22 protein-coding genes are annotated in these 22,737 nt (G+C 75.0%); 12 read left to right on the plus strand and 10 right to left on the minus strand.

Going from position 1 to position 22,737, the window contains the following annotated elements; all coding sequences use genetic code 11:
* Positions 1-344: 344 nt before the first annotated feature.
* Both JT721_RS04945 and JT721_RS04950 read right to left on the minus strand, forming a co-directional pair.
* Positions 345-635 (minus strand): hypothetical protein, encoded by a 291-nt coding sequence (locus tag JT721_RS04945; protein ID WP_205471813.1) that lies wholly within the window; start codon positions 633-635, stop codon positions 345-347.
* Between the two features lie 188 nt (positions 636-823).
* The gene (locus JT721_RS04950; protein WP_205471814.1) at positions 824-1,396 is read right to left on the minus strand and encodes a cysteine hydrolase family protein; all 573 of its coding nucleotides are present in this window, start codon (positions 1,394-1,396) and stop codon (positions 824-826) included.
* 372 nt (positions 1,397-1,768) lie between these two features.
* Between JT721_RS04950 and paaA the strand changes: the two genes are divergently transcribed.
* From paaA to paaE, 5 genes are read left to right on the plus strand one after another with little or no spacing between them, the layout of a single operon-like run.
* Positions 1,769-2,707 carry a 1,2-phenylacetyl-CoA epoxidase subunit PaaA gene (gene paaA / locus JT721_RS04955; RefSeq protein WP_205471815.1) on the plus strand — a complete coding sequence of 313 codons (939 nt, stop codon included), beginning with the start codon at positions 1,769-1,771 and terminating at the stop codon, positions 2,705-2,707.
* Entirely contained in the window at positions 2,704-3,000 is a 297-nt protein-coding gene (paaB, locus tag JT721_RS04960; protein WP_205471816.1) for a 1,2-phenylacetyl-CoA epoxidase subunit PaaB, read from the plus strand. Before paaA ends, paaB begins: the two co-directional genes overlap by 4 nt.
* Positions 3,001-3,008: 8 nt before the next feature.
* On the plus strand, positions 3,009-3,938 hold the full coding sequence (gene paaC / locus JT721_RS04965; RefSeq protein ID WP_307827891.1) for a 1,2-phenylacetyl-CoA epoxidase subunit PaaC: 930 nt from the start codon (positions 3,009-3,011) through the stop codon (positions 3,936-3,938).
* On the plus strand, positions 3,935-4,423 hold the full coding sequence (paaD, locus tag JT721_RS04970; protein WP_205471817.1) for a 1,2-phenylacetyl-CoA epoxidase subunit PaaD: 489 nt from the start codon (positions 3,935-3,937) through the stop codon (positions 4,421-4,423). Before paaC ends, paaD begins: the two co-directional genes overlap by 4 nt.
* A complete protein-coding gene (paaE, locus tag JT721_RS04975; protein WP_205471818.1) occupies positions 4,424-5,530 on the plus strand; it encodes a 1,2-phenylacetyl-CoA epoxidase subunit PaaE in 1,107 nt (368 codons plus the stop codon). It abuts the gene before it with no gap.
* Here paaE and JT721_RS21625 read toward each other — a convergent pair.
* From JT721_RS21625 to JT721_RS04990, 3 genes are read right to left on the minus strand one after another with little or no spacing between them, the layout of a single operon-like run.
* Positions 5,488-6,147: a TetR/AcrR family transcriptional regulator gene (locus JT721_RS21625; RefSeq protein ID WP_205471819.1), complete on the minus strand. Its 660-nt coding sequence runs from the start codon at positions 6,145-6,147 to the stop codon at positions 5,488-5,490. The two genes, paaE and JT721_RS21625, sit on opposite strands and share 43 nt — an antisense overlap.
* A 40-nt stretch (positions 6,148-6,187) precedes the next feature.
* Complete coding sequence (locus JT721_RS04985) at positions 6,188-7,591, minus strand: NAD(P)/FAD-dependent oxidoreductase (protein ID WP_205471820.1); 1,404 nt, start codon at positions 7,589-7,591, stop codon at positions 6,188-6,190.
* Positions 7,592-7,604: 13 nt separating this feature from the next.
* A complete protein-coding gene (locus JT721_RS04990; protein WP_205471821.1) occupies positions 7,605-8,984 on the minus strand; it encodes an FAD-binding oxidoreductase in 1,380 nt (459 codons plus the stop codon).
* A gap of 122 nt (positions 8,985-9,106) precedes the next feature.
* Here JT721_RS04990 and JT721_RS04995 point away from each other — a divergent pair, with 122 nt between their 5' ends.
* Positions 9,107-10,360, plus strand: coding sequence for an MFS transporter (locus JT721_RS04995; protein ID WP_205471822.1), 1,254 nt, complete (start codon positions 9,107-9,109; stop codon positions 10,358-10,360).
* Positions 10,361-10,372: 12 nt separating this feature from the next.
* Here the strand turns inward: JT721_RS04995 and JT721_RS05000 are convergent, their stop codons facing one another.
* Positions 10,373-10,903, minus strand: coding sequence for a 2'-5' RNA ligase family protein (locus JT721_RS05000; RefSeq protein WP_307827892.1), 531 nt, complete (start codon positions 10,901-10,903; stop codon positions 10,373-10,375).
* Positions 10,904-11,164: 261 nt separating this feature from the next.
* Here JT721_RS05000 and JT721_RS05005 point away from each other — a divergent pair, with 261 nt between their 5' ends.
* Positions 11,165-13,186, plus strand: coding sequence for an ATP-binding protein (locus tag JT721_RS05005; protein WP_205471824.1), 2,022 nt, complete (start codon positions 11,165-11,167; stop codon positions 13,184-13,186).
* Between the two features lie 21 nt (positions 13,187-13,207).
* On the opposite strand, the gene JT721_RS05010 is transcribed toward JT721_RS05005, so the two are convergent.
* The gene (locus JT721_RS05010; RefSeq protein ID WP_205471825.1) at positions 13,208-13,543 is read right to left on the minus strand and encodes a hypothetical protein; all 336 of its coding nucleotides are present in this window, start codon (positions 13,541-13,543) and stop codon (positions 13,208-13,210) included.
* A 100-nt stretch (positions 13,544-13,643) separates the two neighbouring features.
* Here JT721_RS05010 and JT721_RS05015 point away from each other — a divergent pair, with 100 nt between their 5' ends.
* From JT721_RS05015 to JT721_RS05025, 3 genes are all read left to right on the plus strand, one after another.
* On the plus strand, positions 13,644-15,077 hold the full coding sequence (locus tag JT721_RS05015; RefSeq protein WP_205471826.1) for an APC family permease: 1,434 nt from the start codon (positions 13,644-13,646) through the stop codon (positions 15,075-15,077).
* Between the two features lie 24 nt (positions 15,078-15,101).
* Positions 15,102-15,734, plus strand: coding sequence for a TetR/AcrR family transcriptional regulator C-terminal domain-containing protein (locus JT721_RS05020; protein WP_205471827.1), 633 nt, complete (start codon positions 15,102-15,104; stop codon positions 15,732-15,734).
* Between the two features lie 126 nt (positions 15,735-15,860).
* Positions 15,861-16,082: a hypothetical protein gene (locus tag JT721_RS05025; RefSeq protein WP_205471828.1), complete on the plus strand. Its 222-nt coding sequence runs from the start codon at positions 15,861-15,863 to the stop codon at positions 16,080-16,082.
* 4 nt (positions 16,083-16,086) lie between these two features.
* On the opposite strand, the gene JT721_RS05030 is transcribed toward JT721_RS05025, so the two are convergent.
* Positions 16,087-17,286 (minus strand): homogentisate 1,2-dioxygenase, encoded by a 1,200-nt coding sequence (locus JT721_RS05030; RefSeq protein WP_205471829.1) that lies wholly within the window; start codon positions 17,284-17,286, stop codon positions 16,087-16,089.
* Positions 17,287-17,363: 77 nt separating this feature from the next.
* Between JT721_RS05030 and fahA the strand changes: the two genes are divergently transcribed.
* A complete protein-coding gene (fahA, locus tag JT721_RS05035) occupies positions 17,364-18,596 on the plus strand; it encodes a fumarylacetoacetase (protein ID WP_205471830.1) in 1,233 nt (410 codons plus the stop codon).
* Positions 18,593-19,297 (plus strand): IclR family transcriptional regulator, encoded by a 705-nt coding sequence (locus JT721_RS05040; protein ID WP_205471831.1) that lies wholly within the window; start codon positions 18,593-18,595, stop codon positions 19,295-19,297. Before fahA ends, JT721_RS05040 begins: the two co-directional genes overlap by 4 nt.
* On the opposite strand, the gene JT721_RS05045 is transcribed toward JT721_RS05040, so the two are convergent.
* Together JT721_RS05045 and JT721_RS05050 are read right to left on the minus strand one after the other, a co-directional pair.
* The gene (locus tag JT721_RS05045) at positions 19,215-21,041 is read right to left on the minus strand and encodes a hypothetical protein (RefSeq protein WP_205471832.1); all 1,827 of its coding nucleotides are present in this window, start codon (positions 21,039-21,041) and stop codon (positions 19,215-19,217) included. The genes JT721_RS05040 and JT721_RS05045 overlap by 83 nt on opposite strands.
* Positions 21,038-22,735, minus strand: a complete 1,698-nt coding sequence (locus JT721_RS05050; protein ID WP_205471833.1) for a PQQ-binding-like beta-propeller repeat protein — start codon at positions 22,733-22,735, stop codon at positions 21,038-21,040. The genes JT721_RS05045 and JT721_RS05050 overlap by 4 nt, the downstream gene beginning before the upstream one ends.
* Between the last annotated feature and the right edge of the window lie 2 nt (positions 22,736-22,737).

Raw genomic sequence — 22,737 nt, forward strand, 5'->3', positions numbered from 1 at the left:
CCGCAACGTGGGTGCGGCTCCGCCGGGTGTCCCGCCCGGCAGCCGGGGTACCGCGGCGGCACCGGTCGCCACCGCGGCCCGACCCCGGAGGTACCCCATGCGCCAGCCCCGCACCAGCCCCCAGCCCGGCAGCATTACCCGAGGGGTGGCGCGCTGATGGCCGTCCGGGTGCGACCGCTCGGCGGGGGGCCGGGCTGCCTGCTGATGATCCTGGTCTCGGTGACCCTCTCGGTCGTGCTGACCGTGCTGCTCAACCTGCTCCGCTGAGCGCCTGCCCCGAACCACCGCCACGCGCGGCGAAGCCCCCGCCCGGTGACCCGGACGGGGGCTTCGTGGTGGGACGGTCAGCGACCGCCCGCGTGGGCGTGGTCGTCGCGCTCGTCGTCGTAGAAGTCGCGGCTGCCCGACTTCGCGAGGCCGCGGCTCACGAGGTAGCCGATGGTGAGCAGCGTGACGAGGAACCAGGCGTCGTGGGCCCCGAAGTCCTCGCCGTCGGTGACCGCCGAGGCGATCAGGATGGCGATCGAGACGACGACGTAGGCCACCATCTCGGTGGTCTTGAAGGCGGACTTGGTCTCGGTGCTGATGCGCCGAGCGGTGGCGAGACCGGCGGTGCCGGCGTTGTGCGTGGCCATGAGTGCTCCTTGGAGGTCGCGTCGCCTCCCCATGTCTGAAGGCGGGCGGACCCCTGGTGGGGGATGAGCGTCCGTGAGGACGTTGCGGCGCACGGTGTCCTGTCAGGACGGACGCAACCCTGAGCGGCGTCTCAGGCGGGTGTGGCCATCGACACGGCCTCGGAGGGGGTTGTCCTGCGGCGACCTGGTCAGGCCGGACCGCGCACCGCCCGGCACACCTCGGCGGTCGTGACCACGGTGGCGAACTCCCCGTGCAGGTTGGTCCCCGTGGCGCGAGCCAGCTCGGCCGCGGTCATCGTGGTGCCGTCGGGTCCGGTGCGGTCGAAGGTGTGGGTCGCGTCGAGGACGAATCGGATGTCGTGGCCGAGGTTGCCGCCGACGCGCGCGGTGGTCTCGCAGCAGTGGTTGGTCGTGATCCCGGCCACCACGACGGTCGTGGTGCCCCGCTCGCGGAGCCAGGCGTCGAGGCTCGGGCTGCCGTGGAAGGCGGAGTTGACGCTCTTGGTGACCAGCAGGTCGGGCTCGTGGGCGTCCAGGTACGGCTTGAACGCGTTGCCCGGGCTGCTGGGGTGCAGTGGGCTGGCCGGGTTGGTGGAGTCGTGCCGCACGTAGACCAGAGGTCGGCCCGATCCGGCGAACGCCTCCACGAGGCTCGCGATGTTGGCGTCGCACCCGGGGTTGTCGCGCGGACCCCACCACGGGTCGTCGAAGCCGGCCTGCACGTCGACCACGACCAGCGCGGCGTCGTCGGGGAGGTTCATCGTGCGGTGCCTCTCGGGTGGTGGGGTGAGGCAGGTCTAGCACAGGTGCGCAGCACCGGTGGTTCAGGAGGGACGGGTCCCTCCCGTTGCCACCGGAGGGCGCTCGGGTGCGCGGGTTTCGAGGCTCGCTTCGCTCGCACCTCAACCAGCGCCAGCGTTGCTCGCTGGTCGAGGTGCGATGGCCGCTAGGCCTGAGCCTCGAGACCCGGTGAGACGACAGCCCTCCCGTGCCCACGGGAGGGCGTTCGGCCGGCGGGGGTTTCGAGACAGTTGCTAGCGCAACTTCCTCAACCAACGGGGCGTTGCGCGGGGAACCACGCCGTGCCACAGTGGTTACTGACCGATTGGTCGGTAATGACGCCGGGAGGACGGATGACCGACGAGGCGCGAGTGGCGGAGTTCGAGGCGACGATCGCGCGGCACGACCGGATCGAGCCGCGGGACTGGATGCCCGAGGCCTACCGCGCCACCGTGGTCCGCCAGGTCGCCCAGCACGCCCACTCCGAGGTCATCGGCATGCAACCCGAGGGCGCCTGGATCACCCGCGCCCCCAGCCTGCGGCGCAAGGCGACGCTGCTCGCCAAGGTGCAGGACGAGGCCGGCCACGGCCTCTACCTCTACTCCGCCTGCGAGACCCTCGGCGTCTCCCGGGCCCAGCTCACCGAGAAGCTGATCGAAGGCCGGCAGAAGTACTCCTCGATCTTCAACTACCCCACGCTCTCCTTCGCCGACGTCGGCACGATCGGGTGGCTGGTCGACGGGGCGGCGATCTGCAACCAGGTGCCGCTGTGCCGCACGTCGTACGGCCCCTACGGGCGGGCGATGATCCGGATCTGCAAGGAGGAGTCGTTCCACCAGCGGCAGGGCTTCGAGCTGCTGCTGACGATGATGCGGGGCACCGACGAGCAGCGCGCGATGGTGCAGGAGTCGGTCGACCGGTTCTGGTGGCCGGCCCTGATGATGTTCGGCCCGCCGGACGCCGAGTCGCCCAACACCGCGCAGTCGATGGCCTGGGGCATCAAGCGGGACACCAACGACGAGCTGCGCCAGAAGTTCGTCGACATGACCGTGCCTCAGGCCGAGCGCCTCGGGGTGACCCTCCCCGACCCCGACCTGCGCTGGAACGCCGAGCGCGGCCACCACGACTTCGGCCAGCCCGACTGGGACGAGTTCGCCACGGTGGTCCGCGGCGGTGGCCCGTGCAACGCCCAGCGGATCGACCACCGGCGGCGGGCCCATGAGGACGGGGCGTGGGTCCGCACGGCTGCATCCGCCTTCGCCGCCCGGCAGCGGGAGGAGGTCGCGTCGTGACGCACCCCGTCGACCCCGAGTGGCCGCTCTACGAGATCTTCGTGCGCGGCCGGCGCGGCCTCAACCACGTCCACGTCGGCTCCCTGCACGCGGCCGACGACGAGATGGCGGTGCGCAACGCCCGCGACGTCTACACGCGGCGCAACGAGGGGGTCTCGATCTGGGCGGTGCGCGCCGACGCGATCGCCGCGTCCAGCCCCGACGAGAAGGACCCGTTCTTCGCGCCGGCCGCCGACAAGGTCTACCGGCACCCCACGTTCCACCGGGTCCCCGACGACGTCCCCCACATGTGAGGCCGGCCGTGCACGACGACGACCACCAGTCGGTCTACGACGGTCTCACCGGCGGCGACGAGTCGCGGTGGGCCTTCGGCGCCGGGCTCGAGGCGCCGGACGACGCGCTCGCGGGGGTCGGCGCCCCGGTGCCCGTCGGCGTCGACCCGCACGCGCTCGCGACGTACTGCCTGATGCTCGGCGACGACGCGCTCGTCCACTCCCACCGGCTCTCGCAGTGGTGCAGCAACGCCCCGGACCTGGAGGAGGACATCGCGCTGGCGAACGTCGCGCTCGACCTGCTCGGCCAGGCGCGGCTGCTGCTGGCCCGGGCGGCGGTGGTCGATCCCGGGGTGGTGCCGGTGCTGCCCGCCGGCTCGCCGGTGCCGGACGAGGACGCGCTGGCGTTCTTCCGCGACGCGGCGGAGTTCCGCAACGTGCGGCTGGTCGAGGGCGAGAACGGCGACTTCGCGGTGACCGTGGCGCGGATGCTGCTGTTCGCCACCCACCGGCTGGCGGTGCTGCAGCGGCTGACCGCGAGCGCCGACCCGGTGCTGGCCGCCATCGCGGCCAAGGGCGTCAAGGAGGTGGCCTACCACCGCGACCACGCGGCCCGGTGGTGCGTCACCCTCGCGCTCGGCACCGAGGAGTCGCGTCGCCGGGTGGTGGCCGGGCTCGAGCGGGTGTGGCCGTTCCGCGACGAGCTGTCGCGCACCACGCCGGTCGAGGCGACCGCGGCCGCGCAGGGGTTCGGGGTCGACCCCGGGTCGGTGAGCGACGAGGTGGAGGCGGTGCTCGACCAGGTGCTGGCGGCGAGCGGGCTCGAGCGCCCGGCGCTGCCGCCGGTCGGCGAGGTCGCCGGGGGCGCCGGCCGCGACGGGCGGCACACCGAGGCGATGGGGCTGCTGCTCGCCGAGATGCAGGTGGTCGCCCGGGCCCACCCGCTGGGGCGCTGGTGACGACCGCCCTCGAGGTCGCCCGCCGGGTGGTCGACCCCGAGCTGCCGATGCTGACCCTCGACGACCTCGGCGTGCTGCGCGAGGTGGTGGAGGACGGCGCCGCCGTGCGGGTCACCATCACCCCGACGTACACCGGCTGCCCGGCGCTGGCCATGATGCGCGACGACCTGGTGCACGCCCTCCACGACCACGGGTACGCCGAGGTGCGGGTCGCCGTGGCGCTCGACCCGCCGTGGTCGAGCGACTGGATCACCGAGCGCGGCCGTCGCGCGCTGGCCGACCACGGCATCTCGCCGCCCGGCCCGGCGCGACGGGTCGACGGCCCGGTGGTGCTCGACCTGGCGCCGACCCGCCGGGCGGTGCGCTGCCCGCGGTGCGGGTCGTCGGCGACCGAGCTGACCTCGGAGTTCGGGTCCACGGCCTGCAAGGCGCTCTACCGGTGCACCGCCTGCCTGGAGCCCTTCGACCACGTCAAGGAGATCTGAGTGACCTCCGCCCCGGCTGCCGCGCCGACCGCCGCACCCCCGGCCGCCCGCCGGCGCGCGACGTTCCACCCGCTCACGGTCGCGGCCGTCGCCCGGCTCACCGACGACGCCGCGGCGATCACGTTCGCGGTGCCCGACGAGCTGCGCGCGGCGTACGCGTTCGCCCCCGGGCAGAACCTGGTGCTGCGGCGCACCGTGGCCGGCCGCGAGGAACGCCGGTCCTACTCCGTCTGCGCCCCCGCGGGCACCCCGCCGCGGATCGGCGTGCGCGAGATCCCGGACGGGCTGTTCTCGTCGTGGCTGGTGCACGACGTGCGGCCCGGCGACGTCGTGGAGGTGCAGACCCCCACCGGCAGCTTCGCCGCGGACCCGGCCGCCGGCGGCCGCCACCTGTGCATCGCGGCCGGCTCGGGCATCACGCCGGTGCTCTCGATCGCTGCGACCGTGCTCGCGCACCCCGAGGCCCGGGTGACGCTGGTCTACGGCAACCGCACGACCGGCTCGGTGATGTTCGCCGAGGAGCTCGCCGACCTCAAGGACCGGCACGGCCCGCGGCTCGACCTCGTGCACGTGCTCTCCCGCGAGCCGCGTGACGTCGAGCTGTTCTCCGGGCGGCTCGACGCCGACCGGCTGCACCGGCTGCTCACCGCGCTGGTGCCGGTCGCGGGGCTCGACCACGCCTGGCTGTGCGGGCCGCTCGGGATGGTCACCGACGCCCGGGCCGTGCTCGCCGACCTCGGCGTCGCACCCGAGCGGGTGCACGCCGAGCTCTTCCACGTCGACGAGCCGCCGCTCCCGCTGGTGCGGTCCGAGGCGGTGCTCGAGGGGGAGGTGAGCGAGGTGACCGTCGTCCTCGACGGTCGCACCACGACGACGACGGCCGCGCGCACCACGACCGTGCTCGACGCCGCCGCGGTGACCCGCCACGACCTGCCGTTCGCCTGTCGGGGCGGGGTCTGCGGCACCTGCCGGGCCCGGGTGGTGGCCGGCGAGGTCGACCTGCGCCGCAACTACGCCCTCGACGACGACGAGCTGGCGCGCGGGTTCGTGCTCACCTGCCAGTCCTACCCGGCGGGCGACCGGGTCACGGTCGACTTCGACGCCTGACCCGTCGCCCCCGCCGCCAGGCCCTCGAAGGCCAGCGCCGCGATCGCCCGGCCCAGCTCGGCGGCGCCGACCGGCCCGCCCGGGCGGTACCACTCGACGACCGAGTTGACGGTGCCGAACAGCAGCCGGCTGATCAGGTCGGGGGACAGGTCGTCGCGCAGCGAGCCCTCCTCGACCGCGGCCCGCACCAGCCCGGCCAGCCGGTCGTCGAGGTCGCGGCGCCGGGCCAGGGCGGCGAGCTCGACCTCGCTGTTGCCGCGCACCCGCAGCAGCAGGGTGACCGCGGGGAGCTGGTCGACCAGGATCGTGACCGACTCCTCCACCACGGCGCGCAGCCGCTCCAGCGCGCCGCGCCGGTCCCCGTCGTCGACGGCGGTGGCCCGGTCGACGGCGGCGGTGAGGGCGTCGAGCGCCTCGTCGAGGGCCGCGGCCAGCAGCGACTCCTTGCTGCTGACGTGGTGGTAGATCGCCGACTTGCTCACGCCGAGGTGGCGGGCCAGGTCGCCCACGCTGGTGGCGTCGTAGCCCTGGGTGTTGAACAGCTCGACGGCCCGGCGGAGCACGGTCTGCTGGTCGTAGCCCGGGCGGCCGCGGCGGGCTGGGGCGTCGTCGGGCACCCACCCATGGTCCCACGCACCGAGCGCACGGCTCCGCGGGTCAGCCGCGCTCGGCGAGGATCCGCTCGGCGACGGCCTCGCCCATCCGGATGCCGCCGTCGACGTGCTGGAAGCCGGGGCCGGCGACGTCGCTGGTGGCGAACTGCATCGGGCCGACCGGCTCGCGCAGCAGCGGCCCGTAGCGGGTGAGCGAGCCGACGTCGAAGCTGGTGGCGTAGGCGCCGGCGGTCCACTCCTCGTGCATCCACGGGCTCTCGTAGTAGGCGACCGGGTGGCGTGCCTCCTCGCCGAAGTAGCCGGCCAGCGACGCCAGCACCAGCTCGCGGCGCTCGGCCTCGGGCAGCCCCAGCAGCCGGTCGGCCCGCACGTCGGAGACGAACCCGACCAGGGTGCCGCGCGGGTCGTGCCCGGCGAGGTCCTCGTTGGTGTTGTCGTAGGCCTCGTGCACGAGTGCGTAGGGGCTGAACGCCGTGCCGGACAGGCCGGCGTCGCGCCAGAACGGCCGCTCGTAGGTGGGGTGGACCTTGATCACGATGCCGAACGACTGGTGCTGGCGCATCTGCTGGTGCAGCGCGGGCAGCGGCGGGTCGAAGCCGATCCGCCCGACCAGGGTGGGTGGCACGGCGACGAGCACGTGGCGGCAGGCGATCGAGCGGCCGGCGGTCGCCACCCGGGCTCCCGCGTCGTCGTAGGTGATCGAGGTGACCGGCGAGGAGAGGCTGGGCGGCACCGAGAGGCGGGCGGCCAGCCCGAGCGGCACGCCCTGGAGCCCACCCACGACCCGGCGGTCGAGGATGAAGTCGGCGTCGACGAGGTGGCTGAAGCTGCCGGCGCTCGCCGCCATCAGCACCGCGCTGAGCGCCGAGAAGGAGTGGTTGGGCTTGGTGAGCATCGCCGGGCCGATGTAGAGCCCCACGTTGTCGCGGGCCTCGGCGTCGTCGGTGTTCTCCTGCAGCCACTGCTCGAAGGAGATGCTGTCGAGGGCGGTGGCCTCGGGGTGGCGCCACGGCTCCAGCGGGTCCATCTGCGCCGCCAGCCGGTCGAGCACGGCGGTGAGCCGGTCGACCTCGGCCTCGGTGGCGGCCGGCACCGGGAAGGTCGCGCCCGCGAAGGTGCGGCGCACGCCGTCGATGCCGATGTAGACCGACTCGCCCTCGCGGTAGCGCGCGTAGGTCTCCAGGCCGAGCTCGTCGAGGAGACCGAGCAGCGCGGTCTGGTCGGGCGAGACCCACTGCCCGCCGACCTCGAGCCGGACGCCGTCGACGTCCTGCGTCAACAGCCGCCCGCCGACCCGGTCGCGGGCCTCGAGCACCGCCACCGCCAGGCCGGCCTGCTCGAGGCGGTACGCCGCGGTGAGACCGGTGACGCCGGCGCCCACCACCACCACGTCGACCTCCGTGCGGGTGTCGGTGCGGGTGTCGTTGCGGGTGTCGTTCAGGGCCATGCCAGTCCTCCAGTCATGAGTCGAAGCCCAGCCCGAGCCGGTCGAGCAGCCGCAGCCAGGCGTTGCGGCGACCCGTGGCGTCCTCGCGGGCGAGGGACCACGTGGTGATCGTGATGCCCAGCCAGGCCAGCGGCTCCGGCGGGAACGGCACCGGCCGGCTGCGCACCATCCCCAGGCGGGTGCGCTCGGTGTCGAGCCCCTGCACGAGGTCGAGCGCGGTGTCGGCCGCGAACCGCGAGGCGCCGACCCCCAGCCCGGTGAAGCCGGTGACCCACGTGGTGCGCCCGCGGTGGGCGGTGCCGAAGAGCGCGCAGAACCGGGTGGAGGTGTCGATCACCCCGGCCCAGCGGTGGGTGAAGCGGGTGCCGGCCAGCTGGGGGAAGGTGCGGGCGAAGTTCTCGGCCAGCGCGGTGTACGTCGCCGCGCGGTCCTCGTGGGCGGGGTCGATGGAGCGGCCGAAGTGGTAGACGGCGTCGTAGCCGCCCCACAGGATCCGGCGGTCGGGCGTGACCCGGTAGTAGTGGAACCGGTTGCCGGAGTCGGCGACGCCGAGGGACGGGTCCCAGCCGAGCGCGGCCAGCTGGTCATCCGTGAGCGGCTCGGTGGCGAGCACGTGGTCGTAGACGGGCACCGTCGCCCAGCGGGTGCGGCGCAGCGGGCCCGGGAACGCGTTGGTCGCCAGCACCACCCGGTCGGCGCGCACCTCGCCCCGGTCGGTGCTCGCGACCACGACCGGCCCGGAGCGGCGCAGCCGCTCCACCCGGGTGCCCTCGGCGATCCGCACCCCCTGCGCCTCGGCGGCGTCGGCCAACCCCCAGGCCAGCCGGGCGGGGTCGAGGACGGCGGTGGTGTCGCGCTCGAGGCGGCCGGCGAGGTAGGTCGGCGAGTCGACCACGCGGCGTACGGCCGCCGCGTCGAGGAACCCCTCGTCGTCGGGCCGCAGCGCGGCCACCTCGTGCGGACGGGTGGCGACGGTCAGCGACCCGCCGCGGGCGAACCCGCACTCGATGCCGAGGCGGGCGACGGTCGCCTCGATCTCGTCGAGGTTGCGGACGCCCAGCCGGTGCAGGTCGTCGTACTCGTCGGGCCAGCGGCCGCGGCCGTTGGCCTCGCCGTGGGTGATGCTCGCCTCGCAGAACCCGCCGTTGCGGCCGGTCGCGTGCTCGGCCACCCGGTCGGCCTCGACCAGCAGCACCGAGGTGCCGGGAGCACGCTCGACCGCGCGCAGCGCGGTCCACAGGCCGGTGAAGCCGCCACCCACCACGAGGAGGTCGACGTGGCGGGGATCGGCGTCCGACAGCGGTGGGCGTGGCGCCGGCCGGTCGGGGGTGTCGAGCCACAGCGGCCGCAGCACCGAGCCCGCCAGGGCGTCGACGGCCGACCGGGTGCTCACCCGCGCATCCTTGCGCACCCGGGCCCCTCCGGTCGCCCGTCGAGCCCGATCGCCAGCGGTAGTTGACCGATCCACTACCGCGGGACGGAACAACCGCCGGCCCGGCGGCTGTTGCCACCCTCGTGACCGCCATCGACAGCATCGCCCCCGACTGCCCGCCCGAGACGGCCGCCGACGCGGCCACCGTCGCCACGGCGTCCGGCAGCAGGCCCGCCGAGCGGGCCCGCTCGGTTTGGCTGGCGGTCGCGGCGCTCGGGCTGGGCGGCTTCGTGGTCGTCACGGCCGAGTTCCTGCCCGCCAGCGTGCTCTCGCTGATCGCCGCCGACCTTGGCATCAGCGAGGGCCTGGCCGGCCAGGCGGTCACCGCCACCGCCGTGATGGGCCTCCTCACCGCGCCGACGCTCGCCGCGCTGGTGCCGAACCTCGACCGCCGGTTGCTCCTCGCCGGGCTCACCGGGCTGGCGCTGGTCTCGAACGTCGTCGTGGCCCTGGCGCCGTCGTTCCCCCTGCTGCTGGTCTCGCGGCTGCTGCTCGGCATCGCGATCGCCGGGTTCTGGTCGATCTCGCTGGCCGCGGTGGCGCAGCTGGTGCCGGCCGAGCGGCTGGGCCGCGCGATGACCGTCGTCAACGCCGGCGTCTCCCTCGCCACGGTGGCGGCGGTGCCGCTGGGCTCGTTCCTCGGTGACGCGATGGGGTGGCGGCCGGTGTTCTGGCTGGCGGCCGGTGCGGCCGCGGTGACCCTGGTGCTCCAGCTGGCCTGGCTGCCGCCGCTCCGGCCGTCGGGTGCGCCCGGGCTGCGCACCCTGTGGGAGACCAGCCGGTCGCGGGTGGTGCTGGTCGGCCTGCTGGCGATCGCGTTCATCGCGGGTGGCCACTTCTCGGCGTTCACCTACATCCGGCCCGCCGCGGAGCTGGTGCCCGGACTCGGCTCCGCCGGCCTGGCCACGCTGCTGGTGGTCTTCGGCGTCGCCGCCTTCGTCGGCAACCTGGTCGCCGGTCCGTTGGCCGACGCCCGTCTCGGCACGGTGCTGCTGCTCGCACCGGTGCTGCTGGGGGTGGCCACCACGTCGTTCGCGCTGGTGTCGGACTCGTTCGCGGCCGTGCTGGTCGCGGTCGCGGCGTGGGGCGCGGCGTTCGGCGGCGTGCCGACGCTGGCCCAGACCTGGGTCGCCCGGGTCGAGCCCGACCGCCTGGAGTCGGCCAGCGGTCTGGTCGTGATGATGTTCCAGCTCGCGATCGCGGTGGGGGCAGCGGTGGGCGGCCTGATGGTCGAGACCGTCGGCATCCGGACCTCGCTGGTCGTCGGCGGCGTCGCCGCGGCGGTCGGCGGCGTGCTGATCTCGAGCACCCAGCGCGGCCGCCGCACGGTCGGCTGACCCGAGCCTGCGTCAGCCGCCGCCCAGCGGCCAGGAGGCCAGCACCCGGCAGCGGCGGGGCTCCCACCAGGCGAGGTCGAGCCGCGCCGCGGTGCAGGTGACCGGCACCAGGTCGCCCAGCAACGCCTGCGTGGAGTCGGTGCTCACCCCCGGCGCGGTCTGGTCGAGGGTCAGGTGGGGCACGGTGTCGAGGTACTCCCCGGCGTACGGCGGCCACTGCGGGAACGCCGCGACCAGGCGCCCGGTGAGCTCACGGAAGCCGTCGTCGGGCTCGGGCGCCAGGTGGAGCAGCCCGTCGGGGAAGGCCACCACCCGGTCGAGCCGGTAGTCGAACGGCGGCACCGCGGCGGCGATCGCGGCCACCGTGGCCCCGTGGTCGGCCAGGAACTCGGCCGGCAGCGGGCCGAGGGCCGTGACGTGGGCGTGCACGAACGCCGGGTCGGTCGAGACGTAGTCGGCGTCGTAGTGCCGGTGCCGGGGCAGGACGAACGCCTCCAGCTCGGGCACCGGCACCTGGAGTACGGCGTAGCGCGCGTGCTTCACGCCCACACCGTGCCGCACCCCGTCGCGCAGCCGGACGTCCAGACCAGTCCAGCCACCCCGACGCTGCCGCGTCATGCCTGGTCACAAGACCCGTCTTCGTGATCGGGAGGGCCGGACGAGAGGTAGCACTGTCGTGGAGCCCGCAGGGGACGAGCAGGCCGTGGTCGCCACGGCCGGTCCCGCCCTGCCCGGATGGGTGTGCCGGGAGCCCCGTGCGCTCCCGGCCGCGCCGGAGACGTGGTGAGCCGAGGGCAGACCGCCGTGCGACCCCCCGCCACGCACCGGCCGGCACCACGCTTCCGCGCGGCGCGCACCACCGTGGGCGCGGCGGTCTACTGCCTGCTGCTGCTCGCGGGCCGGGCCACGGTGCTCGACGGCACCAGCTTCGCGCTGGTGGGGATCGCCTCGGGCTGGGCGGTGCTCTGGTTCCTCTGGAACGACGTCGACTGGCGCAGCCCCGACGTCTCCGCGCTGGCCCTGGCGTCGCTGCTGGCGACCACCTCGTCGGGCGAGCCGCTGTCGTCGGCCGTCGCGTACACCGTCGCGCACGTGGTGCAGAACCTCGTGGTCTGCGCGCTGCTGCGCTCGTGGGTGCCGGAGGTCGCCGACGGCCGCACGGCGTTCACGGCGCTGCGCACGCTGGGCTGGTTCCTCGCCGCGCTGACCGTCGGCGTGCTCGCCGGCTGCCTGGCCGGCGCCGCCCTGCTGGCCGTGGCGGCGGAACCGCCGGGCTGGATCACCGGGCTGCTGTGGTTCGGCCGCAACATGTGCGGCATCGAGCTGCTCGTGCCGCTGGCGATGACGCTGCTGGCCTGGCGCGACCACCCCGCCCGCCCACCGGTGACGTGGACCTGGCTGCAGCCACGGCTGGCCGAGTCGCTGCTGGTGGTTGCCGCGACCGTGGGCGCCTACGGGCTGGCCTTCGCCTTCGACGGGCTGCCGCTGGCCTTCCCGCTGCTCGTCGTCACCGTCTGGGTGGGTCTGCGGCTGCCCACGGTCGTCTCGCTGGCCCACTCGCTCGCCGTGGCCGCGGGCGTCGTCGTGCTGACCCACGCCGGGGTGGGGCCGTTCGCGGCGGTCAGCACGCCCCAGGTCGCCGCCGTGCTGACCCAGACCCTGATCGCCAGCTGCGTGCTCACCGGTCTGGCGCTGGCGGTCGGCCGCGACGAGTCGCGGCTGCTGGGTCACGAGCTGCGCCGCAGCGAGACCGACGCGACCTACCAGGCCGAGGTGCTGAGCGCGATCGTCGGCCACATCGACGAGGGGATCGTGGTCGTCGACGAGCGCGGCCAGGTGCTCTTCCGCAACGCCGGCGCGGCCGGGATGGTGTCGCTCCACGGCGCGCCACTGCGACCGGTCACCGACTGGAGCGGGTTCGGCCGCTTCCTGGTCGACGGCCGCGAGCTCGCACCGGAGGAGTGGCCGCTGTCCCGGGCGTTCGCCGGCGAGCGGGTGCGGCTCTCGGCGCTGGAGTGGGCCCCGCCCGTCGACGAGGGCGTGCGCTGGGCGGCGCTGCCGGGCTCGCGCTTCCTCGACGTCACCGCCTCGCCGCTGCCGGCGGCACCCGACGGCGTCAAGCGGGCGCTGCTGGTCATGCGCGACACCACCGCCGAGCAGCGCCAGCGCGCCGAGCTCGCGGCGTTCGCCGCCACCGCCGCCCACGACCTGCGCACCCCCCTCACCACCATCGAGGCGATGACCGAGCTGCTCGAGCAGGACCTCGCGGGCGGCGACAGCCGGGCGGTGCTCGGCCACGGCGGCCGGATCCGCCGCGCCTCGCGCCGGATGCGGGCCCTGGTCGACGACCTGCTCGCCCACGCCGCCAGCGGCGACCGGGCGCTCCACCTGGCCCCGCTCGACCTGGCCGCCCTGGTCGGCGAGGTGGCCGCCGACCTCGACGTGTCGTCGTCGGTCACGGTGGGCGAGCTGCCACCGCTGCGGGCCGACCGGGTGCTGGCGCGGCAGCTGATCGCCAACCTGCTCGCCAACTCCGTGAAGTACGTCGACGACGGGGTCACCCCCGACGTCCGGGTCTCGGCCGAGCCGGTCGCCGGTGGGCTGGTCGCGGTGCGCGTCGCCGACAACGGCGTGGGGCTCCCGGCCGGGCAGCACGAGAAGGTGTTCGAGGAGTTCCACCGCGCGCACGGCGGCCGGTTCCACGGCACCGGGCTGGGCCTGGCGATCTGCCGCCGGATCGTGGAGCGGCACGGCGGCACCATCCGCGCCTACGACAACCCGGCCGGTCGCGGGACGGTGCTCGAGCTGACCCTGCCCGGCGCCTGAGGTCGCCCAGGGTCGCGCACGTCAGCGCAGGGTGAGCCAGAGCCCGATCGCGGTCGGTACCAGGCCGAGCAGCAGCCAGGGGGAGAACACGCTGCGCCGGTGGATCGCCAGTCCGGCCGCCACCGCCACGGCACCGAACGCGCCGGCGATCACGTTCAGCCCGATCTGCGACGACAGCGTCGGCCGGGGCAGGAACATCGCGGCGAGTACCAGCCCGGCGGAGAGGTGGAGGATCGTCGTGACCGCGAGGCTGGACAGGACCCACTGCTGCACCCTGCGCAGGTCGCGGGTGGCCTGCTCGGCGGTCCTGGGGGTGGTGCCCCGGCGGGCGGGCGTCCCGGGTGCGGGCTCAGACATGTCGGTCCTCGTGGGCGTCGTTGGCCTGACACCTATTGTCGCAGCACCCGTCGGGCGCTGCTCCGGCGGGCACCGGCCCGGCACCACCTAGATTGCTCCCGTGACGACGGTCGAGCCGAGCCGCGAGCCCCTCGGCGCCCCGGCCACCGCGGCCCGCTCCGAGCGGCCGGTGGGCACGCTCGGCATCACCGCGGTGGTGGTCTCGGCCGCGGCCCCGCTGATGGTGCTGGTCGGGGTCGCCCCGCTGGCCCTGGCCGTCGCCGGACCGGCGGCGGCCGCCGGCTACCTCGTGGCCGGGGCGGTGCTGGCGCTGTTCGCGATCGCGTTCACCCGGATGGCCGCACGGGTGCCCGTCAACGGCGGCTTCCACGTCTACGTCGGCGTGGTGCACGGTGAGCGGGCCCGGCTGGCGACCGCCCTGGCGGCGCTGCTCGCCTACAACGCCCTGCAGGTCGGGGTGTGGGGCCTGTTCGGCGTGCTCGCCCGCCCCGCCGTCGCGGAGCTGGCGGGGAGCGCACCGCCGTGGTGGGTGCTCGCACTGGCAGGCGTGCTCGGGGTGCACCTGCTCGGGCTGCTGGGCCTCGACCTCGGCGCGCGGATGCTCGTCGTCCTGGTCGTGGTGGAGACGGGGGTGCTGGCGGTGCTGGTGGCCGGGGTGCTGGCCGACCTCGACTCGGTGTCGTTCGCGGCGTTCGAGCCCGGCGCGGTGGTGAGCGGGTCGACGGCCGCCGTGCTCGGCATCTGCTTCGCGGCGTTCACGGGCTTCGAGTCCTCGGTGCTCTTCCGCGCCGAGGCCCGGCAACCGGAGCGCAGCATCCCGCGCGCGACCTACCTCGCGCTGGGCTTCATGGCGTTCTTCGACTGCGTGGCCGTCTGGGTGGTGGCGCAGGCGTTCGGCGGCGACGGCGAGGCGGCGGCCGAGCGCCACGGTGCCGCCCTGTTCGCGGTCGCGATGGAGCAGCACGTCGGGTCGGCCGCGCGGGCGGCTCTCGTCGTGCTCGTCGCCCTCAGCGCGCTCGCCTCGCAGCTGGCCTTCCACCACGCGATCAACCGCTACACCGTCGCCCTCGCGCTCGACGGCGTGCTGCCCCGGCGTCTCGCTGAACGGCGTGGCGCACGCGGTGCGCTGGCCCGCGCCGGCACCGCGCAGTCGGCCCTGGCGGTGGGCGCCGTGGTCGTGGTGGCGGCGGTGGGGGCCGACCCCTACCGTCACCTGCTGGTCTGGGTGAACACCCCGGGCGTGCTGGGGGTGCTGGCCCTCGAGGCCCTCGTCGCCGCCGCCGCCGCCCGGTGGCTGGTCCGCGAGGGCGGCAGCCGGGTGCGGGTCGCCGCGGCGGTGGTCTCCTCGCTGCTGCTGGTCGCCACGCTCGTGGTGCTCGTGGTGCACCTCGACCTGCTCACCGGGGCCGCGCCGGGCGTCAACGCGGTGCTCGTCGGGGCGGTGCCGCTGGCCGCCGTCGCCGCCTGGCTGGCCGCCGGCCGCTGGCGCCGTGTGCACGCCCCGACCGGGTCGGCGCACCCGGGCCCGTCCTAAAACTAGGTCTGCTAGTTTCGGGTCATGGGCCGCCCCTCCACCAACCTGCTCTCCCGCGACCTGATCGCCCGCCGGGCCCTGGAGATGTACGACGCCGCGGGCACCGCCGGCTTCTCGCTGCGCAAGCTGGCCGAGCAGCTGGGCGTGAAGTCCCCCTCGCTCTACAACCACATCGCCAGCCAGGAGGACCTGGTCGACGCGATGCACGACGTCATCCAGGAGGAGGCCGAGTGGGTCGGGCTCGACCCCGACGACTGGCGCGGCTCGCTGGCCGCCCACGTCCGGGCCTACCGCCGGGCCTACGCCGCCCACCCGGAGGTCGCGCTGCTGATCGCGCGCAAGCCGATCGTCGACAGCGGCCTCGCCTGGTACGACGCACAGCTGCGCGGCTTCACCGAGCTCGGCCTCACCAGCGCCGAGGCGCTGCGGCTCTCCGCGGCCATCGACTACCTCGTGTTCGGCAGCATGGCGCTGCCCTACGTCGAGGGCTTCCACCTCGCCGTCGACGACTACCGCGACGACTACCCCGACCTGGCCACCGCGCTCGGCTCGACGCCTGCCGAGGAGACCAACGACGAGGGGTTCGAGTGGGCCCTGCAGCGGCTGCTCGACGGCATCGAGCACCTGGTGGCGCCGGGCGCCCCCGACGCCTCCTGAGCCACGCTGCCCGGCGTCGGGTGGTTCGCCTGACCCGGCCGGACTCCTCGGCCTGGGTCGCGCGGGCCATGGTGCCGGCGCCCGGGGAGGCGCACACTGGCCACCTGACGGCGGCGGGGGGCCATCGTGGGGGAGCCACAGCAGGACTGGGTCCCGGGGTCGCGGGAGGTGCGGCCGACGTACCGGATCCGCGAGGCCCTGGGGGAGGACGGCGAGCACGTCTCGCGCGGGCCGGCGCTGGTGAGCGCGCTGCTCCTGCTCGGGCTGGCGGCGGCGGTGCTCGCGGCGCTGGCCGGCGCCGGCTACCTGGTCGTGCAGGTCGTCGAGGCGGTCCGGGGGGAGCGCTGAGGCGTCACCCGCCCAGCCGGCGGCCGGCCCAGGTCCACGCGTAGCGGCCGTCGTCGACCGCCCGCCCGGCCTCGCCGAGCTCGAGCGGGCGGAAGGTGTCGACCATGACCGCGGACTCGTCGAACGCCTCGGCGCCGAACGACGCCTCGATCGCGCTGGGCTGCGGGCCGTGGGCGTAGCCGCCGGGGTGGAGCGAGACCGAGCCGATGCCGATGCCCGTGCCCTTGCGCGCCTCGTAGTCGCCGCCGACGTAGAACATCACCTCGTCGCTGTCGACGTTGGAGTGGAAGTAGGGCACCGGCACCGCCAGCGGGTGGTAGTCGACCTTGCGGGGCAGGAAGTTGCAGACCACGAAGTTGTGACCCTCGAAGACCTGGTGCACCGGCGGGGGCTGGTGCACCTTGCCGGTGATGGGCATGTAGTCCTCGACGTTGAAGGTGAAGGGGTAGAGGCAGCCGTCCCAGCCCACGACGTCGAAGGGATGGGTGGCGTAGGTCATCCGGCTGCCGACCACGCCGCCCGGCCCGCTGCCCCGGTGCTTGACCAGCACCTCGACGTCCTCGCCCTCGGCCAGCAGCAGCTCCTCGGGTCCGTGCAGGTCGCGCTCGCAGTACGGCGCGTGCTCGAGCAGCTGCCCGTGCTTGGAGAGGTAGCGCCGCGGCGGGGTGACGTGGCTGTTGGCCTCGATGGGGTAGAGCCGGCTGACCCGCGACGGCAGCCACCGGTGGGTGGTGGCGCGCGGCACCACGACGTAGTCGCCGGTGCGGTAGGGCAGCGGTCCGAGGACGGTCTCGACCACGCCGTCGCCGTCCTCGACGTAGACGCACTCGTCGCCGATCGCGTTGCGGTACAGGGGAGAGGGGGCGCCGGCGACGACGTAGGAGATCCGCACGTCGGCGTTGCCGAGCACCAGCCGCCGGCCGGTGATGGCGTCGACGTCGGCGACGGCGCCGGGGTCGAAGAGGTCGTGCAGCCGCAGGTGGCGCGGCAGCAGCGGGTGGTTGGCGAGGGTCGCGTGGTCGGGGAGGTCCCAGACCTCGCTGGCGACGATCGCCGACGGCACGCCGCGGTGGTAGAGCAGCGAGGAGTCCGACGAGAACCCCTCCTCGCCCATCAGCTCCTCGAGCAGGAGCCGGCCATCGGCGTCGCGGTGCTGGGTGTGCCGCTGCCGCGGCACCGAGCCGAGCCGTCGGTAGTAGGGCACCGGGCTCCTCCTCAGGTTGACCGATAACCGGACGCATGACGTTCGCTTTCCGATGATCGTCGGCTAGCCTGCCGACCATGTCAACCCGCTCGTCAACCGGCACCTCGACCAGCACCACCAGCTGGGTGGCCGGCGCGACCGGCAGCGCCCACGACGTCGACAACCTGCCCTACGCCGCCGCGACCTGGCCCGGGTCGGCGACGCCGCGGCTGGTCACCCGGATCGGCGACCACGCCGTCGACCTCGCCGCCGCGGGCGCCGGCACCCGGTGGGCGGACCTGCTCGCCGCACCGGGCCTCGACCCGCTTCTCGCGGCGGGGCCGGAGGCGTGGGCGGGGGTGCGCGGCTGGCTGACCGACCTGCTCACCGACGAGCAGGCGGCGCGCGACGTGGTGTTGCTGCCCGTCGACGACCTGGTGCTGCACCTGCCGTTCACGGTCGGCGACTTCGTCGACTTCTACGCCAGCGAGCACCACGCCACCAACGTCGGCCGGATCTTCCGGCCCGACGGCGACGCGCTGCTCCCGAACTGGCGGCACCTGCCAGTCGGCTACCACGGGCGCTCCGGCTCGGTCGTCGTGTCCGGCACGCCGGTGCGTCGCCCCTGCGGGCAGCGCAAGGCGCCCGACGAGCCGCTGCCGTCGTACGGGCCCTCGGCGCGGCTCGACATCGAGGCCGAGCTCGGCTTCGTGGTGGGGCGCGGCGTGCCGCTGGGCGAGCGGGTGCCGACGAGCGGCTTCGCCGACCACGTCTTCGGGGTCGTCGGCGTCAACGACTGGTCGGCGCGCGACGTGCAGGCCTGGGAGTACGTGCCGCTCGGCCCCCACCTCGGCAAGTCGTTCGCCACCACCGTCGCCGGCTGGGTCACCCCGCTCGCCGCGCTCGAGCCCGCGCGGGTGCCGCTGCCCGGTCAGGACCCCGCGGTGCTGCCCTACCTCACCGAGTCGGCCGACTGGGGGCTCGACGTCGAGATCGAGGTGGAGCTGGCGGGCGAGGTGGTGAGCCGGCCGCCGTACCGCCTCATGTACTGGTCGCCGGCACAGATGCTCGCCCACCTCACCGTCAACGGCGCCTCGCTGCGGCCCGGCGACCTCTTCGCCTCCGGCACGGTCAGCGGCCCGGAGCGCGACCAGCGCGGCTCGCTGCTCGAGCTCAGCTGGGGCGGTCGCGAGCCGTTCACGGCCGGCGGTCGCGAGCGGACCTTCCTCGAGGACGGCGACGAGGTGGTGCTGCGCTACTCCGCCCCCGGCGCCTTCGGCCGGATCGCGCTCGGCGAGGTGCGGGGCACGATCCTCCCGGCGCTGCCGTGAGCGACGGCTCGCAGACCCTCGAGCGCGGCTTGGCGGTGCTCCAGGAGCTCGCCCAGCACCCGGCGGGGCTGACGACCAGCGAGGCGGCGGCCGCGCTCGGACTGCACCGCTCGATCACCCACCGGCTGCTGGTCTCCTTGCAGCGCACGGGATTCGCGGTCCGCGACGACGCGGGTCGCTACGCCGTCGGCCCCGCCGCCCGGGCGCTCGCCGACTCCGCCCGGCCCCGGCTGCGCGACGTCGCCGAGCCGGTGCTCCACCGGCTCGCGGTCGAGCTCGACGCGACCGTGAGCCTGGTCGAGGTCGCCGACGGCGCCGCCGTCACGACCCTGGTCGCCGAGCCCCCGACCGACGGCCCGCGCTGGTCCTACCGGCTGGGCAACCGCGACCCGCTCGACCGCGGCGCGGGCGGGCTGGCCGCGCTGGCGTCGCACCCGCCGCGCCCCGGCGAGCCCGACCGGGTCGCCGGCGTCCGCGCGGCGGGCGTGGTCACCACCCGCGCCGAGCTCAACCCCGGCGCCATCGGCGTCGCCTGCCCGCTCCCCGGCTGGGACCTTCCCGCGGCGGTCATGGTCGTCACCGCCCACGAGGACACCGCGACCCGCGCCGAGGCGCGGCTCAGGCGGGCGGCGCGGGAGGTGGGCTCGGCGCTGGGCTCGACACCGGGCTCGGCGCTGGGCTCGGAGCTGGCGCCGGGCTGACGAACAGGCCGCGCACCAGCACGACGTACGCCGTGAGCATCAGCGCGGTGCCGAGCAGGTCGTCGCCGAGGGTGGCGTAGGCGCTGACGTCGACGTTGTCGCGCGTCGACCGGGTGACGGCCGTCCAGGCCAGCGCGGTCATCGCCAGCAGGGCGTTGGCCGAGAACAGCAGCACCCGGGCCGGGCGCGGGTAGCGCTGGGAGTCCTCGTTGGCGTCGTCGGCGTCGGTGAGCGTCGCCCACACCAGGCCGACGAACACGGCGGCCGCTCCGCCCAGCCCGAGCAGCGCCACGAACGGCGCGTCGAACTCCGTGCGCACGGCGAAGGCCAGCGCGATGCCGAGCACCAGGCCGAGGTCGACCAGGCGGCGCCGCGTCAGGCGACCGGTCGCGCCCAGGCCGACGAGCAGCGCCACGACGGCGGCGACCGTGACCGTGGTCAGCGCCTCGGGGCGCACCGGCAGCACCACCAGGCCCTGCGTGACCCGGCGGGTGAACACCACCAGCACCGTGACCGCGAGCGTCGCGGCGAGCACCGCGAGCAGGGGTTGGCGTCGCCGCTGCCGGGCCGCCCAGACCAGCAGCCCGACCGCGGCCAGCACCCGGCTGGTGGTCAGCGTGGCCGACTCGACCAGGAACTCGCCCATGCTCGAGAGCGGGAGCGAGTCGGTGAGCCCCCAGCGCGAGAGCACCAGGTCGAGGCTGCCGAGGTAGGTGCCGAGCACGGCCACGAAGGTGAGCGCCACGGCCACCGGCAGGCCGAGCCGCGACACCGCGCCCTCGAGCCCGTCGAGGTCGGGTGCGCCCACCGACGGCGTCAGGATCCACCAGCCGACCAGCGCGGCCACCACCAGCAGCACGCCGGCACCGGCGAGCTCGGTGGCCTGGCTCCAGCCCGACGACGTCGGCTCGCGCAGGTGTCGCCACACCAGCACCAGGTCGACCGCCGCGACGACGAGCACGACGACGCCCACGGGCAGCCGTCCCCGCACCCGCTGGTCGACGGCGTCGCCGACGCGCCGGGCCATCACCATCGCCAGCTGGGCGAAGGCCACGCCACCGACGAAGGTGAACGGGACGGCGAGGACGGCGACCGAGCCCAGCAGCTGGATGGTCGCGATGGTGCTGGCGTCGAAGCCCAGCGCCTGGGTCTCGGCGCCGAGCAGCCGCAGCCCGAGGCCGACCGCGACGCCGATGGTCGTGAACGAGACGACGAACTCCCACCAGCGGAACGGCCGTCCCCACCGGGCCGCCGTCAGCGCCACCAGCGCGCCGCCGGCGACCCAGGTCACCACGTGGGCGGCGAGGGCGTCGGACACCCCGACCGGGACCACCGCCACGATGCTGATCACCACCACGACCAGCACGAGCACCCGCAGCCACGGCGCGAGGTGCAGGCTCGCGGTGTGCAGCAGCGAGAGGGTCAGCACGACGAGCAGCAGGAAGACCGGCAGCACCGGGTCGGGGTAGACCAGCTGCCCGCCGGTGGCGAGGGTCAGCGAGACCCGCTCGCGCAGCAGCGGTGCCAGCACGACGAGCGCCCCCGCCGCCACGAAGCCCAGCAGGGCGAGCAGCACGACGGGGCGAAGTCCGCGAGGCCAGCCCTCGGTGCGCAGCCTGCCGTCGCGCACCGGCTCGACGAAGATCTCGACGAGCAGCGTGCGGGCGCCGGTGGCGACCGCCGCCGGGGCGTCGAGGAGGCGCCGACCGAGGCCGGGTGAGGTGGTCGGGTCGATCGAGGTCACGGACCCACCTCCACCACGCGGGAGCTGACGTCGGTGGCCCACACGCCCGTCTCGGTGGCCACCAGGCTGACGGGCGCGGAGAGGTCGTCGTCGATCGGCCACGAGCCGACCTGCTCGGCGTCGGCGTCGAGGGCGACCACCCGGTGGCCGCGCGCCTGCACGACCAGCTCGCCCAGGACCAGGGTCTGGTCGGCACTGGGGCGACGCCAGCGCTCGGCGCCGTCGCCGACGGCGAGGGCCAGGGTGTCCTCGCCGGTGTCGACCACGACGGTGTCGCCGATGGCACCGAGCCCCTGCGGCGCCGCGCCGTCGACGGCGGTGCTCCACAGCCGGTCGCCGCTGCCGGCGTCGAGGGCCTGCACGGTGCCGAGCCCGTGCACGACCACCCGGTCGCCGACCACGGCCACGGCGACCGCACCGGGCACCTCCGACTCCCACCTCACCTCGCCGGCGGCCAGGTCCCAGGCCTTGACGGTGCCGGCCACGTCGACGACGACGAGCAGGCCGTCGTCGTACGCCGGGCGCGCGGTCACCTGGTCGGCGACGGTGTCGTCCCAGCGCTCCTCTCCGGTGGCCGGGTCGACCACGACCACGTCGCCCGACGCGGTGGCGAGCACCAGGTGCTCGTCGTCGGCGCCGAAGGGGGCGGTGAGCAGCACGTCGGGCAGCTCGACCGTCCAGAGCCGCTCGCCCAGCGAGCCATAGGCCACGGCCCGCTTGGTCGTGGTGCCCACGACGGCGACGTCACCGGCGGCGCCCAGCGCGGTCGGCTCGCCGCCCGGGTGGCCCACGGCTTGTCGCACGAGCGCGTCGTCGCGGCGGACGAAGGCGGCCAGGTCGCGGGTGGTGCTCGAGGCGAGCACGAGCCCCCCGTCCGGTCCCGGCACGGGCGGCCCCTCGGTCGCGAACAGGCTGTCGGTGGCGAACGGCGCGCCGACCCGCTCGGCGATGCGCAGCGGCAGCCGGCCGGTCGACCAGTCCGCCGCCTCGGCGACGGTCGGCTCGGGTCGCAGCGGCTCGGTGTCGAGGTCGAGCCCGGGCACCTCACCCGCCTCGGCGGAGACGATCCCGCGGCCCTCGCACCAGTCCTCGTCGACGTCGTTGGTGAAGAACTCCTCGCCGTCGCGGCTCAGCGCCAGCTCGCCCGTGACGTTCAGGCAGTCGTCGCCGGCGTCGGAGTCGCCGGCGGCCAGCTCGTAGCGGTAGTCGATGCCGCTGCCCGCTGTTCCCTCGCCGCTCCACTCCGAGCCCGGGTGCACGTCGGCCGGAAGCTCCACGAACGGCGGGTCGTAGGTCAGCGTGAACGAGCCGTACGACGCCAGGCCCAGCACCCCGCGATCGTCGACGGCCAGGATCGAGGTGCCCTGCTCGGGGCCGCCCGCGGCCTCGTGGTCGTACCAGGTGGTGGTCTGGCGCCAGATCCGCATCGACGCAGAGGCCTCGCCCACGGCCTCGGACACGGCGACGGACACGACGGTGGGCGTGCTCAGCAGCGACTCCAGCCCGTTGAGGCGGGCGTGCTCCTCGCTGGTCACCTGACCGTCGTCGGTGACGACGACGGCGTGGGTGCCGTCGCGCGGGACGAAGCGGGCGGCGCGGTGGTCCGGATCGCCGGCGGTGAGGTCGGCGGAGCCCCACCAGAGCAGACCGGTCACGGCGGCCCCGGCCGTACCGACGACGATCGCCGCTCGCACGG

The sequence above is a fragment of the Nocardioides sp. SYSU D00038 genome, from assembly GCF_016924665.1.
Classification (GTDB): Bacteria; Actinomycetota; Actinomycetes; order Propionibacteriales; family Nocardioidaceae; genus Nocardioides.